The 14071-nt window shown below is 59.4% G+C and carries 14 protein-coding genes; 11 read left to right on the forward strand and 3 right to left on the reverse strand.

Annotated features, from left to right (window positions below):
* Positions 1-14: 14 nt before the first annotated feature.
* Positions 15-1532, reverse strand: coding sequence for a 4-alpha-glucanotransferase (gene malQ / locus ABHR63_RS05640; RefSeq protein WP_346965440.1), 1518 nt, complete (start codon positions 1530-1532; stop codon positions 15-17).
* 208 nt (positions 1533-1740) lie between these two features.
* Positions 1741-2802 (reverse strand): UDP-glucose 4-epimerase GalE, encoded by a 1062-nt coding sequence (gene galE, locus ABHR63_RS05645; RefSeq protein WP_118081984.1) that lies wholly within the window; start codon positions 2800-2802, stop codon positions 1741-1743.
* 268 nt (positions 2803-3070) lie between these two features.
* Between galE and ABHR63_RS05650 the strand changes: the two genes are divergently transcribed.
* Complete coding sequence (locus tag ABHR63_RS05650) at positions 3071-4276, forward strand: coiled-coil domain-containing protein (protein ID WP_346965439.1); 1206 nt, start codon at positions 3071-3073, stop codon at positions 4274-4276.
* 218 nt (positions 4277-4494) lie between these two features.
* On the opposite strand, the gene murB is transcribed toward ABHR63_RS05650, so the two are convergent.
* Complete coding sequence (gene murB, locus ABHR63_RS05655) at positions 4495-5457, reverse strand: UDP-N-acetylmuramate dehydrogenase (RefSeq protein WP_346965438.1); 963 nt, start codon at positions 5455-5457, stop codon at positions 4495-4497.
* Positions 5458-5697: 240 nt separating this feature from the next.
* On the opposite strand from murB, the gene ABHR63_RS05660 reads away from it, so the two are divergent.
* From ABHR63_RS05660 to ABHR63_RS05705, 10 genes are all read left to right on the forward strand, one after another.
* A complete protein-coding gene (locus ABHR63_RS05660) occupies positions 5698-6726 on the forward strand; it encodes a LacI family DNA-binding transcriptional regulator (RefSeq protein WP_346965437.1) in 1029 nt (342 codons plus the stop codon).
* Positions 6727-6974: 248 nt separating this feature from the next.
* Entirely contained in the window at positions 6975-7463 is a 489-nt protein-coding gene (locus ABHR63_RS05665; protein WP_138113439.1) for a hypothetical protein, read from the forward strand.
* 38 nt (positions 7464-7501) lie between these two features.
* Entirely contained in the window at positions 7502-8269 is a 768-nt protein-coding gene (locus ABHR63_RS05670) for a GntR family transcriptional regulator (RefSeq protein WP_346965436.1), read from the forward strand.
* The gene (locus ABHR63_RS05675; protein ID WP_035137743.1) at positions 8254-8967 is read left to right on the forward strand and encodes a GntR family transcriptional regulator; all 714 of its coding nucleotides are present in this window, start codon (positions 8254-8256) and stop codon (positions 8965-8967) included. Before ABHR63_RS05670 ends, ABHR63_RS05675 begins: the two co-directional genes overlap by 16 nt.
* A gap of 193 nt (positions 8968-9160) precedes the next feature.
* Positions 9161-10276 (forward strand): SIS domain-containing protein, encoded by a 1116-nt coding sequence (locus tag ABHR63_RS05680; RefSeq protein WP_138113435.1) that lies wholly within the window; start codon positions 9161-9163, stop codon positions 10274-10276.
* 60 nt (positions 10277-10336) lie between these two features.
* Positions 10337-11398 (forward strand): SIS domain-containing protein, encoded by a 1062-nt coding sequence (locus tag ABHR63_RS05685; RefSeq protein ID WP_138113433.1) that lies wholly within the window; start codon positions 10337-10339, stop codon positions 11396-11398.
* 46 nt (positions 11399-11444) lie between these two features.
* Positions 11445-11864 carry a PTS sugar transporter subunit IIA gene (locus tag ABHR63_RS05690; protein ID WP_148346728.1) on the forward strand — a complete coding sequence of 140 codons (420 nt, stop codon included), beginning with the start codon at positions 11445-11447 and terminating at the stop codon, positions 11862-11864.
* A 57-nt stretch (positions 11865-11921) separates the two neighbouring features.
* Complete coding sequence (locus ABHR63_RS05695; RefSeq protein ID WP_099432286.1) at positions 11922-12404, forward strand: PTS sugar transporter subunit IIB; 483 nt, start codon at positions 11922-11924, stop codon at positions 12402-12404.
* Between the two features lie 58 nt (positions 12405-12462).
* A complete protein-coding gene (locus ABHR63_RS05700; protein WP_148346726.1) occupies positions 12463-13236 on the forward strand; it encodes a PTS mannose/fructose/sorbose/N-acetylgalactosamine transporter subunit IIC in 774 nt (257 codons plus the stop codon).
* On the forward strand, positions 13217-14050 hold the full coding sequence (locus ABHR63_RS05705; protein ID WP_346965424.1) for a PTS system mannose/fructose/sorbose family transporter subunit IID: 834 nt from the start codon (positions 13217-13219) through the stop codon (positions 14048-14050). The genes ABHR63_RS05700 and ABHR63_RS05705 overlap by 20 nt, the downstream gene beginning before the upstream one ends.
* The last annotated feature ends 21 nt before the right edge of the window (positions 14051-14071 follow it).

Here is a 14071-nt window from a genome sequence, read left to right on the forward strand (position 1 = left end):
GGGCGCGGTGGCTCCTATTGAGGAAGCTCGATTTCGGCTTCCGACGGGATGCGGAAGTAGGTCTCGGTCCAGTCGGTGAGTTTGTGCTCGAGCTCGCGGGTGATGGCGCCGTCGAGCATGCGCCAGGTCCAGTTGCCGCCCAGCGTGGCAGGGGTGTTGATGCGCGCCTCGTTGCCCAAGTTGAGCAGGTCCTGCATGGTGTAGATGCACGTGTCGCTCACGCTGGCGGCGATGGTGCGGTTGAGTGCATCTGCCATGGGTTCGCCGGCTTGCTGATGGGTGTACAGGGCTGCCTGCTCGCGCTGACGCGGGGTGGCCGTTCCCTCAAACCAACCGCGCGCCGTCTCGTTGTCGTGGGTGCCCACATAGGCGACGGTGTTGGCGATGTAGTTATGCGGCAGGTAGTACGAGTTGGTGCCCTCAAAGGCAAACTGCAGGATCTTCATGCCGGGGAAGCCCGAGTTGTCGCGCATGTCGATGACGCCGGAGGTGAGGAAGCCCAGGTCCTCGGCGATGATGGGCAGCGTGCCGAGCTTTTCCTCGAGCGTTTTGAAGAACTTGAGGCCGGGACCCTGCGTCCACGAACCGTAGGACGAATCGGGCGAGGAGAACGGCACCTCCCAATAGGCCTCGAAGCCGCGGAAGTGATCCAGGCGGATGACGTCGTACATGTCGAGGGCGGCGCGAATGCGGCCCTCCCACCAGGAGAAGCCGTCGGACTCCATGGCGTCCCAGTCGTAGATGGGGTTGCCCCAGTACTGGCCGGTGGCCGAGAACTGGTCGGGCGGCGTTCCCGCGACGCTGACGGGATTGCCGGCGGCGTCGATCTTAAAGAGCTCAGGTGTCGCCCACATCTCGACGGAGTCACGCGAGACATAGATGGGCAGGTCGCCGATGATCAGGATGTCGCGCTCGTTGGCATAGGCCTTGAGGCGGCTCCACTGGCGATCGAAGAAGTACTGCGTCATCTGGTGGTAGAGCATGCGCTCGGGATGGGCGGCGAAGACCTTGCTGGATGCCTCGCCGCGGCGGCGGAGCTCCTCGGGCCACTCCCAAAAGGCCTTGAGCCCGCACTCCTCCTTCACGGTCATGAACTCACAATAGGGAATGAGCCAGTCCTCGTTTGCCTGGATAAAGTCGTCGAAATCGGCCGGCTTGTCGGCAGCAAAGCGCTCAGCGGCGCGGTCGAGAATCTGACGGCGGCCGCCAAAGATAGCGCCGTAGTCGACATTGCTGGGGTCGGATCCCAGATACACGTCATCGATATCGCGCTGCTCCAGATACCCTGCCTCGATAAGCTCGGCAAAGTCGATAAAGTTGGGGTTGCCCGCGCGGGCCGAGAACGACTGATAGGGCGAATCGCCATAGCTTGTCGTCGTAAGGGGCAGAATCTGCCAGTAATGTTGTTTGCACGAGGCGAGAAAATCGACGAAGTCGTAGGCATTCCAGCCAAAGCCGCCGATTCCGTATGGTCCGGGCAGAGATGAGACGGGCATGAGGACGCCGCTTGCACGCTCCATGAATGCGCTCACCAACCTTCTTGTTGTGGGGCCGGCCTGCCGATGGATGTGCAGTCCGCCCCCGATGTTCTGATTCGATATGCCTATTGTAAAACATGTTGTTTAAACATGTACAGGCAAGATAAAAAAGTTGGTCGATTTTCGGCGAATGGTTACATGCCATGAAAAAGCCCCGACCTCACAACGTGAGATCGGGGCAAGAGCGGTATGTAGGTTTTTGCTACTCGGCGTCGGCGAAGCCGTTGGGGTTGTGGCTCTGCCAGTTCCAGCTATCGCGGCACATATCCGCGATGTCGTACTGAGCCTTCCAGCCCATCATGCGCTCGGCCTTGGAGGCATCGCACCAGTTGGCGGCGATATCGCCGGCGCGGCGCTCGCGGATCACGTAGGGCAGCTCCTTGCCACAAGCCTTGGAGAAGGCGGCGACGACCTCGAGTACCGAGGTACCGGTGCCGGTGCCCAGGTTAAAGATCTCGACGCCGGTCTTGCCGTTCATCCAGTTAAGGGCGGCAACGTGACCAGAGGCCAGATCGCACACGTGGATGTAGTCGCGCACACCGGTGCCGTCGGGTGTGGGGTAGTCGTTGCCAAAGACCTGAACGGCCTCGAGCTTGCCCACGGCAACCTGCGCAACATAGGGCACCAGGTTGTTGGGGATGCCCTTGGGGTCCTCGCCGATCAGGCCCGACGGATGGGCGCCGATGGGGTTGAAGTAGCGGAGTAGCACAACGTCCCACTCGGGGTCGGCGGTGTGAACGTCCATAAGGATCTGCTCGATCATCCACTTGGTCCAGCCATAGGGGTTGGTTGCGGGCTTCTTGGGGTCTTCCTCGGTGACAGGCGGGTTGTCCGGGTCGCCGTAGACGGTCGAGGAGCTCGAGAAGATGATGGACTTGCAGCCATGGTTGCGCATGACGTCGATGAGCACCAGGGTGTTTTCGATGTTGTTGTGGTAGTACTCGACGGGCTTGCTCACCGACTCGCCGACGGCCTTAAAGCCGGCGAAGTGGATGACGCGGTCGATCTGATGGGTGTCGAAGATCTTGTTCATGGCCTCGCGGTCGAGCACGTTGGCCTCGTAGAAGGTGAGGTTCTTGGCAGCCTCTTCGCCCACGATGGTCTTGACGCGGTCGACGGCGACGGCGCTGGAGTTGGAAAGGTCATCGACGATGACGACCTGGTAGCCGCCCTCGAGCAGCTGAACGACGGTGTGCGAGCCGATAAAGCCGGCGCCGCCGGTAACGAGGACGCAGGTGTCTTTGGGGTCGAGTGCTTTGGACATGTAGTCTCCTATCGAATCAGGAACACTTCTTGAGGGGAGTATAGCGCAGCTGGGCGCGCCCAAAACACGCGGGTCAGGAAAACCAGAGGAATGATGTTAACGTACTCATAGGGTGTTATTTGCATAATTCTTACCTTTGGTGTGGGACGTATTTGCGAGCCGCTGACCATGCTTTTCCAGCCGTTCGTGGAAATAGTTGGGACAAGCGCGATGTGCGTTAATATGTTTGAGTTGAGCGACATATAAATAAGCATGTAACGGAGTACATATGTCACCAAACAACGATTCCATTTTTACGCAGGAGCTTTCGCGCCGCACTGCCCTCAAGGCTCTTTTCGGCGCTGCTTCCGCGGCTGTTCTTTTTGGCCTGCCCACCCGCGCCCATGCGGCTGAGGCCAGCCAAGAAACCACCGACAAACTGAATGCCGCCCAGGCCCAGCTCGACGAGGTCCAGGCTCAGCTCGACAGCATTGCCAATGAGTACGCGGCGCTCGCCAACAAGAATGCCCAGACCCTCAGCGATATCGAAGGTGTGCAGGGTCAGATCGACGACACCCAGGAGCAGATCGACACCAAGAAGTCGGAGCTCAAGAAGAAGCGTAACGACCTTTCCGATCGCGTTGCCGCCAGCTACAAGTCGGGCGGTACCAATATTCTGTCGTTGCTGCTCGCCTCTGGCTCGTTTGAGGAGCTCGTCGCCAACGCGCATTACGTCGAGAAGATCAACAAGAGCGACCGCGACGCCATCGAGGACATCCAGACCATCCAGAAAGAGCTCGATACACAGAAGTCCGAGCTCGAGTCGCAAAAAGCCGACTTGGAGAAGCTCAAGGACCAGCAGACGGCTCAGATGCAGGACATGCAGGCCAAGCAGCAGGAGGTCCAGACGGTTCTGAACGGCCTCTCCGACGATGTCAAGGAGCTCATGGCCCAGCGCGATTCCGAGATTCTTGCTGCCGCTCAGGCCGAGGAGGCTGCCAAGAAGGCTGCCGCTGCCGCGGCTGCCGCAAACAAGAACAATTCCTACTCGGGGGGTTCAAGCTCGGGTGGCGGATCGTATGCGCCCGGAACTCCGCAGCAGAATGCCGGCTCGGGCAAGCAACAGGCCGTCGTCAACGCGTGCTACTCCACGCCTTCGCCGGGTCAGAATTGGTGCGCGGCGTGGGTTACCAACGTGTTCCGTAACGCCGGCGTGGGCTACTTTGGCGGCAATGCGTGCGACATGTTTAACGCCTGGTGCTACAGCTCCAATCGTTCGGCGCTGCAGGTGGGCATGATCGTGGCCGACTCGTCGCACAGCGGCACCGGTACGCCGGGTCTGCTGTACGGACACGTGGGCATCTATGTTGGCGGCGGCATCGTTATGAGCAACGAGGGCGCCATTACGTCTAAGTCGCTTGATTCGTTTATTAGCTTCTATGGCACTGGCTCTGGCGTGCGTTGGGGCTGGCTCGGCGGTATTGCGCTGTCGTAGCTGCGGCTTGGTCCGGGACAGTCCGAGAGGCATAAGGTTGCCTGCTCGGGCAGTCCTGCTCGCACGGAGAGCACATTAAGTGCTCTCCGGCTCGTGCGGAACTCGCGATCAACCTTATGCCTCTCGGACTGTCCCGGCCCTCTCGGATTCGGGGCGCGACACACCGGACTGGGTTATCTGAATAAATATGGTGAAGGCCCCTTTCGGGGCCTTCTCTTTTAGAGGAATTCGCCGACTCGGTGGACTTCGGGTTCTAGGTCTACGTTGAATTGGTCTTTGACGGTTGCCTGGATGTGGCGGATGAGTTCGTCGACGTCGGCGGCGGTGGCGTGGTCGGCGTTGACGATGAAGCCGCAGTGTTTTTCGCTCACCTGCGCGCCGCCGACAGCATGGCCGCGCAGACCGGCATCCATGATGAGCTTGCCGGCAAAGTGGCCCTCGGGGCGCTTGAAAGTGGAGCCGGCGCTCGGCATGTCGAGTGGCTGCTTGTCCTCGCGGCGTTGGCGGTAGTCGTCCATGTCGGCCTTGATCATCGCGGCGTTGCCCGGGGCGAGGTTAAAGGTGGCAGAGAGCACGATAAAGCCGTCGTCGGCGATGCGGCTCTTGCGATAGCCCAGGTTAAGCTCGTCGACATCGAACTCAATGATATTGCCGCTGCCGCGGGTGCCGTCGTCGAGCGCGCGGGCGGGCTTATAGACGCGCACGGACTCCAAAACATCGGCCATGCAGGCACCGTAGGCGCCGGCGTTCATGTAGCAGGCGCCGCCGACCGATCCGGGGATGCCCGAGAGGGGCTCCATGCCGGTGAGGCAGGCTTCGGCGGCAGCCGCGGCGACATCGGAAAGTAAGGCGCCGGCTGCCGCCGTGACGTGCGTGCCGTTGACCGTAATGTCGGAGAGGCCCTCGCCCAGCGCCACGACGACGCCGCGGATGCCTTTGTCACCGACGAGTAAGTCAGAGCCGTTACCCACGATGGTGAGGGGCAGATCGCAGCGATAGCAGGTATCGAGCGTGGCGACGAGGCCCTGCTCGGTGTCGGGCGTGACAAAGACGTCGGCCGGGCCGCCGATCTTAAACGTGGTGTGCTCGCGCATGGGCTCGCTCATGAGCACGTTGTCCTCGCCGGCAACTCCGGCGAGCGCGCAGAGCAGGTCCTCGTTAAAAAAGTCATTCTCGTGCATACGAATATCCGCCTTATGGTGGTCGTTTTCATCAATCGAATGCAATATACCCCACCCGGATGGATTTGGTGCAAAGTAACCTGACCCCAATGCATCACATGGTGCAAAGGGGCCGGGTTACTTTGCGCCAATCACGGCGATAAAACAGCCGTCTACCGGATTGGTAAAGTGTTTATCATCGAGGTAGAGGGACGGTCGCTATACTTTCAAGAGATTGCGCGAATACTCGGAAGGAGCGAGATGGGCAACAAACTTACTCTCAAGCAGATTGCCCAGGAGGTGGGGCTTTCCCCTTCGTCGGTCTCGCTTGTCCTTAACAACCGGCCTTGTCGCATCTCGGAAGAAAACCGCAAGCTCATCAAGGAGGTTGCGGCGCGCAACCACTATGTTCCTAACCAGATCGCGCGCAGCCTGGTCATGCGCGAGTCGCGCACGCTGGGCCTTATCGTTCCCAATATCGAAAGCCGCTTTTTTGCCTCGCTCGCCGGCAGCTTGGAAAAGCGCTGCCGCGAGGACGGTTACGCGCTCTTTATTACCAGCTCGGGTGGAAGTGCCGAGGACGATCTGGAGCTCCTGCGCCAGCTGGTGACGCGCGGCGTCGATGGTGTGTTCTTGGTCGTGGGCGACGAGTTCTCGGACGACCGCGCTTTGCGCGAGGAAGTCAGCCATCTACCCATCCCGGCGGTAATGGTCGACCGTGCCATTGAGGGGCTCGAGTGCGACAAGGTGATGTTCGACCACGAGATGGGTGGCTACATGGCCACCCGCTATCTAATCGAGCAGGGCCACCGTCGCATTGCCTGCTTGGTTAATGCACGCCGTTCCAATACAGGTCGTAAGCGACTTGCCGGCTACGAGCGTGCGCTGCGCGAGGTTGGCCTGCCGATCGACGCGCGTTTGGAGTTTGAGAGCGAGTACTACATTCCGAGTGCCTACGAGGCCTCGGAGGCGGTGCTCGCAACTGACGCCACCGCCGTGTTCGCAAGCTCGGATAACATTGCCCTCGGTCTGCTCAAGCGCTTGCACGAGATGGGGAAGAGCATCCCAGGCGATATCTCGGTCGTAAGCTATGACAACTCGGCGGCCGACGTTCTCTTTGAGCCGGCGCTGACCGCGATCGAGCAGGATCCTGGTGTCCTTGCGGAGCATGCTTTTGGCTGCATGTCCAAGCGTCTTGCCGGTAGGGGCGGTAGACGTGCCGAAGAGGTCGTTCTGGAGCCGGCGCTTGTCGTTAAGGACAGCGTGCTTGATCTTACCGAATATAGCTAAGCGTACCTGTTTGTTTGCATAGATTGCATGCGGAGTGTCCGCTATTTGCCGGCGGGGCCGGGGTGCCTGCCTTGTTTTGAGAAGTTCGCTGAGCCCGCTTCTCAAAACAAGGCAGGCACCCCGGCCCTCGTCCGTGAACTCTTCCGCTGGGCGAGCCATAGACGCCGCGCACCGATAGGGTAAGGCGGCGGCTTGAAATTGGTGCTATATTCAGCTTGAGTTGTTTAATACTAGTACGGGAGGCTGATATGGGGCTGTTCAAGAAGAAAAACCCGCAGGATGCCTTTGATCCCGATGTGTTTACCATCACGGATACGATTTTGGACCCGCCGCGGTTTACGTTTTTGCCGGCTATCTACCAGGATGCCACGCATCGCAAGTGGGCCGTACATCAGCGCGGCGGCGAGCCGAAGATTTTTGACTATGCGGACGTGTTGCAGTGCGAAGTGGCCGAGGCGGGCGATCCGGAGGCCGAAGAAGCGGTCTCTAAACAGGAATTTGCCCAGCGTATCCTGGCAAATCCTGCCAAGGCGGCGAAAATAAACGCTGCCAAGCGTAATATGTGTCTTGGTATGGGCGTTGTTGTGGCGGTTCAGACGGGAAAAGACGAGGTTTCCAAATTAGAGATTCCCGTTATGACCGACGAAGTCAAACGCGATTCAAGTCTATATAAGTCGTATCGGAATGTCGCCGAGAAGATCAAGGCCGAATTTGATGCCATGGGAGGGCTGGCCTAATTTTGGCGGCATACGTTTCTGAATGAGGAGTCTGTGCAATGGCAGGCGAATCTTATGCAATTCCCCCCAAAGATCATGCTGTTGAGGGAATTCTTTGGTATATCCAGCACCATCAGCTTGCCGGCGGCGATCGCCTGCCGGCCGAGCGCGTGCTGTGCGAAGAGATTGGCGTTTCGCGTACGGCGTTGCGTGCCGGTATCACGCGGCTTATCTCGTGTGGAACGCTCGAGAGCCGTCGCGGATCGGGCACGTATGTGTGTCCTCCCAAGCCGCTGAACATCTTCCAGGAAACGTATAACTTTTCCGATGCTGTGCGGACTGCCGGCCTGCACCCCTCTTCTCGTCTGGTTTCCACCGGGACCATCGAGGCGGATGAGGCGCTTGCCGACAAGCTTGGGGTGGCTGTAGGCGCTCCCTTGCTCCGCATGCAGCGCGTTCGACTTATTGAGGGCGAGCCGGCGTCAATCGAGACCGCTCACGTTAACCTGTCCCTGTGCCCATCGCTTCCCGAGCACGATTTTGAGTGTGAGAGCCTTTACGATGTCTTGCTCAAAGAAGGTGGCGTGCGTGTTGAGCATGGACGTGAGCATATCTCCATCTCGCGTTTGAACGCCGAAGAGGCCGAGCTGCTCCAGCAAGAAGAGGGAACGCCGGTGTTCTATGAGAGCTCGATCGAATTTGATAAGGACATGCGTTTTGTGGAGCATTGCAAATCGGTGATTTTGCCCACAAAGTTCCGCTTTGCCGATAACGGCGAAGAGAACGGCATGAGGAGCGTGGCAGGTGAACAATGGCTGAAACAGTAGATGCCACCCCGGTTTATATGCGCATTCGACGCTGCATCGAGGAACGTATCGAGCGCGGTGCATATCCCACGGGTTCCATGATTCCGTCCGAAAAAGACCTCGCCGAGGAATTTGGTACGACACGCTTGACCATCCGAAGCGCTGTCGATGAGCTGGTTCGACGCGGGCAGATTCGCCGTGTTCGGGGAAAAGGTGCCTTTGTGGCGCAGAAAGTACCTGCTTTTTTTGAACGCACGGTCGGTTTCCGTGAATCGGTCCGTGCTTCGGGCGGCGAGCCGTCCGTCCGTATTCTCGCGCGTTCCAAGCGTTATGCGGGGCCATATTACGCCGACCTGTTTGGCATCGCCGAGGACGACCTGCTCTATTCCGTTCGACGCCTGAACTGCATAAACGGTAGCCCCGTATCGATTGAGACGGCGCTGATTCCCTGCCTGCTGTTCCCAACCATCGAAGATATTGACGTGTCGGTCTTCAGTTTGTACGAGACCTATGAGATGCTGGGCCGAAAGCCAGTCATGGCACAGGAAAAGCTCGATATCGAGGCACTGGGCGCACGAGATGCCGGCCTCCTTGGACTGGAACAGGGCGATCTTGTTTTGCTTTTGGAATGCGTGAGCTATGACGCGAGCGGTCAGGCTATCGAGTATGTAAAGTCCTTCAATCGTGGCGATACGGGCGGCTACACCTATACGTACTAGCTGGGGCTTTGCATCGCGCGCGGTAACAGCCGGTCTGTTTGGGCAATTTGACCGACTGTATATACAACCTTACATGGCTCAAAATCGACCGTTCGCCAAAGGGGATAAATTAATCGACAAAGAGGTATCAAAAAGCCGTAACCTATAACTGTGATTGATATCAAATACTAATGATTTGTAACGAGGTGAGACGATGAAGATGCTCGATTACGTTCAGCTTGCCCATGTGCGTATGGGGGAGAACCTCGAGCGTTCGTCTGAGCTGGTAGCGCAGCTCGTTGATATTTTCCAGTCCGGTTCTTTTGACGCACTGCGCATCGTTGCTTCGGGTTCGTCGCGCCATGCTGCGGATTGCACCCGCGATTTCCTGCAAGATACGCTGCAGATGCAGGTGTCCGTTGTGACGCCCGAGGCCTTCGTCGATTTTGAACACACCTATCCACAGCATGCGCTCAACATTGCCGTTTCGCAGAGTGGCTATTCGACCAATACGATCGCGGCTCTTGATTACATGCGCGCACACGATATGGCTGCAGTTGCGCTCACGGCAAACGTCGAGGCACCCATCAAGGAACACGCCGACATCGTTCTTGACTACGGTGTGGGTGTCGAGTCGGTGGACTTTGTGACTCTGGGCGTCGAGGTTCTCGTTGAGTACCTGGTGCTCTTTGGTATTTACGGCGGTCAGGCGCGCGGAACGATTGACGCCAAGGGCGTTGCTCAGCGTCTTGATGGCCTGCGCGAGGCTATCCAGGCTAATGCCGTGATGTGCAAGACCGCCGAGGCATATGTCCAAGACCACATGCTCGAGCTTTCTGAGCACACGCCCGCTATGGTCGTCGGCAACGGCCCCAACTACGGTGTTGCCGAGGAGGCGGCGCTCAAACTGAGCGAGACCATCAAGATTCCTGCCATGCATCACGAAGGCGAGGAGTTCGTCCACGGTCCCGAGATGCAGATTGTTCCGGGCTACCTGGTGTTTATTGTCGACGATCCGCAGGGGTCGGAGCGTCTTGCGAATATCGCCGATGCGCTATCGAACGTTACGGCAAAAACGGTGCTGCTCACGGCCCATCCCAAGGGTAGGGCTCACGAGGTTGTGGTGCCTCAGGTGGCTCCGCTGCTCAGTGCAATTCCCAATCTCGTGTTCTTCCAGACGATTGCGGCAATAATCGCCGAGCGTCTGAAGTCATGGGACGTTCACCCGTATCTCGATGCCGTCTCCAAGCAAATGGAGGTCAAGGCGGAGGGCTACGAAGAGTCAGTCAATGCGCTTAAGGCCAAAGCGGCCGAGTGTTACGGAATGTAAGCGGGTTTTGATGCCCGTTGGCATGGGGGATGTGGAAACAACCCCAGAAAGGAGAGACAAATGAAGGAAACCGAGAAGATCGAGATCATGCATTTCGACCAGGAGGGCTATCTCGAGGACGGCAAGGCGCTCTACGAGACCGGCAAGAAGATGACCGCGCTCGCCGACAAGGTTGCCGACGAGGGCTACGACGCCGTGTTCCTGATGGGCGTCGGCGGCACCTGGGACGAGCTCATGCAGCTCGAGTACCTCATGAACAAGTTCGGCGACCGCGACCTCGAGGTCTACCTGATCCACGCCGCCGAGTGGAACGTCATGGGCCACAAGCGCATGACCGAGAAGTCCGTCGTGCTCACCGCCTCCGAGTCCGGCACCACCCCCGAGGTCCTCGAGGCCGTCAAGAAGATGAAGGAAAAGGGCATTCGCGTCTACGCCATGACCAAGCCCGAGGGCCCCATCGGCCAGGCTGTCGGCGCCGAGAACTGCGTCGCCATGGCTTCTGACCATGGTTCGGGCGGCTGTGAGAAGGGCTACTACCTCGCCGACTGCTTCGGCCTGCGCCTGCTCAACCGCCGCGGCTGCTTCCCCAAGTTCGATCTGTTTATCGAGCAGACCAAGGATATCTGGAAGGACATGCTCGACATCCGCAAGCGCTTCGAGCCGCGCGCCGAGGAGCTCGCCAAGAAGTACGCCCTGGCCCCCTACACCATGTTCATCGGCTCCGGCGCCCTGTGGGGCGAGACCATCCTGTTCTCGATGTGCATCCTGGAGGAGATGCAGTGGAAGCGCACCCGCTACATCACCTCGGCCGACTTCTTCCACGGCACCCTCGAGCTCGTGGAGCCCGGCGTCCCGGTCTTCCTGTTCATGGGCGAGGACGAGAACCGCAAGCTCGACGAGCGCGTCCGCGCCTTCCTGACCCGCGGCGTGACCGGCGACACCGACATCAACATCATCGACACCGCCGAGTTCGCGATCCCCGGCCTTGACGACGAGTTCCGCGTCATCGTCTCCCCGTGGATTCTGACGGTGCTCGTGACCGACCGCCTGGCTCGCTACTACGAGACGGTCACCAAGCACAACCTCAAGTATCGTCGCTACTATCACCAGTTCGACTACTAAAGAAAACGGGTGCGGGAACGTGCCGGGCTATTGAGAGGAACACAGAATGAGACAGTACATCATCGCCAGCCATGCGCACTTCGCCACCGGCATCAAGGAGAGCGTCGAGCTGCTCTCGGGCGCTCGCGACAACGTCCACGATCTTTCGATGTTCGTCGATGGCCGCATGGACGTGGCCGAGGAGGCCCAAAAACTGCTGGCAGGCATGTCTGCCGACGATGATGTCGTTGTCTGCACCGACCTCTTTGGCGGTAGCGTTAACAACGAGTTCACCAAGATCGTCCAGACGCGTCCCCGCACGTACCTCGTTACCAACATGAACCTTCCTCTGCTCATCCAGCTGCTGTTCTCTGACGAGTCGGCGCCGGTTGAGGAGACGATTCGCGCCATCGTCGCTGCGGACGATACGCGCGTGAAGTTTGTCAACGATCTTTTGGTCGATGACGAGGAGGAGGAAGAGTTCTAATCCGCAGCACCTACTGACACGCCGTATGACGGCACAAGACCTTTGGGGGGTCACATTATGATTCAGCTACTTCGCGTTGACCATCGCCTGCTTCATGGCCAGGTCGCAGTTTCCTGGGTTCAGGGCCTTGGCTCCAACTGCATCTTCTGCGTGGGCGATAAGGTCGCTAACGACCCGGTGTGGAAGACGACGCTCAAGATGGGCAAGCCTGCCGGCTGCAAGCTCGTCATCAAAGATATGGAGCATGCAATCGAAGCTATCAACTCGGGCGTGACCGACAAGTACAAGATGATCATCTGCGTCGCCACTATCGCTGAGGCAAAGCAGCTTGTTGAGGGCTGCCCGCAGATCAAGTCGGTCAACCTGGGCAACACCAAGCCCAAGGACGAGAAGCGTCCCGACGCTCGTCAGGTCTCTCGTCAGATCTTCCTGACCGCGGCCGAGGAAGCCGATGTGCGCGAGATGCTGGATCGTGGCGTTGAGGTCGAGATTCGACCCCTGGCCGATGACCCCAAGGTCGACTGCGCCAGCGTGCTCTAGGCGTTCAATTTCGAAGAGTCTGAGCTCTTCGTAGTGTCCTATATGGAAAGGGGGATGTATGCTTACCCAAGCAATCCTCATCGGACTTATCGCCGCATTTGGTAAGTTCGACTGCCAGCTCGGTACGCTCTACGCGTTCCGCCCCATCGTCCTGTGCCCGCTCGTGGGCCTGGTGCTGGGGGACCTGCAGTCCGGCCTCGCGATCGGTGCGAGTCTGGAGCTGCTGTTCATGGGCTCGATCTCCATCGGCGCCTACGTGCCGCCTGATGAGACGATCGGCGGCGTGCTCGCCTGCGCCTTCGCTATCCAGCTGGGCCAGAGCACCGAGGCAGCCATCGCGCTTGCCATGCCCATCGCCACGCTGTGCCTTGCCATCAAGAACATCCTTAACGCCGCCCTGCCAATCCTGGTCGACCGCGCTGATGTCTACTCCGGCCAGGGCAACCTTAAGGGTGTCTATGCGATGCACTTCCTGATCGGTTTGACCGGTATCATCATGGCGTTCCTGCTGTGCTCGCTGTCGTTCTATCTGGGTGCTGACGCCATCCAGGGCCTGCTCGACTTCATCCCGCCCTTTGTCCTTGCTGGCTTTGGCGTTGCAGCCAACATCCTGCCTGCCATGGGCTTCGCCATGCTCGGCCGCCTGGTGCTCACCAAGCAGCTCGTGCCCTTCTACTTCCTGGGCTTCCTGCTGTGCTCCTACGCCAACGTGCCCGTCCTGGGCGTCGCCCTGATCGCCATCATCATCGGCATCGACAAGTTCGACCTGCTCGGCCTGGGCGGAGCCCAGCCCCAGCTCTCCGCGGAAGGGGATGAGGACGATGACTTCTAGTCCCGAGAACAAGATCACGCGCTCCGACCTCATCAAGAGCGCCGTCAACACCGGCGCCCTGGGCATGGAGTTCTCCTGGACCTACTACAAGCAGATGAACATCGCCTTCTGCCTGATGGTCGCCAACATGCTCAAGAAGATCTACGCCGGCCGCCCCGACGACTACGCCGAGGCCCTGCACCGCCACTGCGCGTTCTTCAACATCACCGTCCAGTTCGCCCCGTTCGTCGGCGGCATCGCGATGGCCATGGAGGAGAAGGTCGCCCGCGGCGAGATCGAGCCCGAGAGCGTCAACGACGTCAAGGCCGCCCTCATGGGCCCGCTGTCGGGCATCGGCGACTCCATCTTCCTGTCGACGCTGCGCGTGGTCGCCGCCGCAGTGGGCATCAGCCTGTGCCAGGCCGGCAACCCCTTCGGCCCCATCGCCTTCCTGCTCATCTACAACGTCCCCGGCTTCGCGCTGCGCATCTGGGGCGCCGTCAAGGGCTACGAGCTGGGCGTGGGCTTCCTGGACGAGGCCCAGAGGACCGGCCTCATGCAGAAGATCATGACCTGCGTGGGCATCGTGGGCGTCATGGTCGTGGGCGCCATGTGCAAGGACATGTTCTGGGCCAGCATCCCGGTGGCCATCGGCTCGGGCGAGGACGCCCAGACCCTCCAGGACATCCTGGACGGCATCATGCCCGGCATGCTCGGCATGATCGCCTTCTGGCTGTACTACTGGCTGCTGTCCAAGAAGATCAACCCCATGGTGCTGATCGTGGCCACCATGGTCGTGGGCATCATCGGCGCGTTCTTCGGCGTGCTGGCGTAGGTTCCTGCGTTCTATTCTGCC

This window comes from Collinsella aerofaciens (assembly GCF_039752775.1).
In the GTDB taxonomy this organism is placed as follows: domain Bacteria; phylum Actinomycetota; class Coriobacteriia; order Coriobacteriales; family Coriobacteriaceae; genus Collinsella; species Collinsella aerofaciens_R.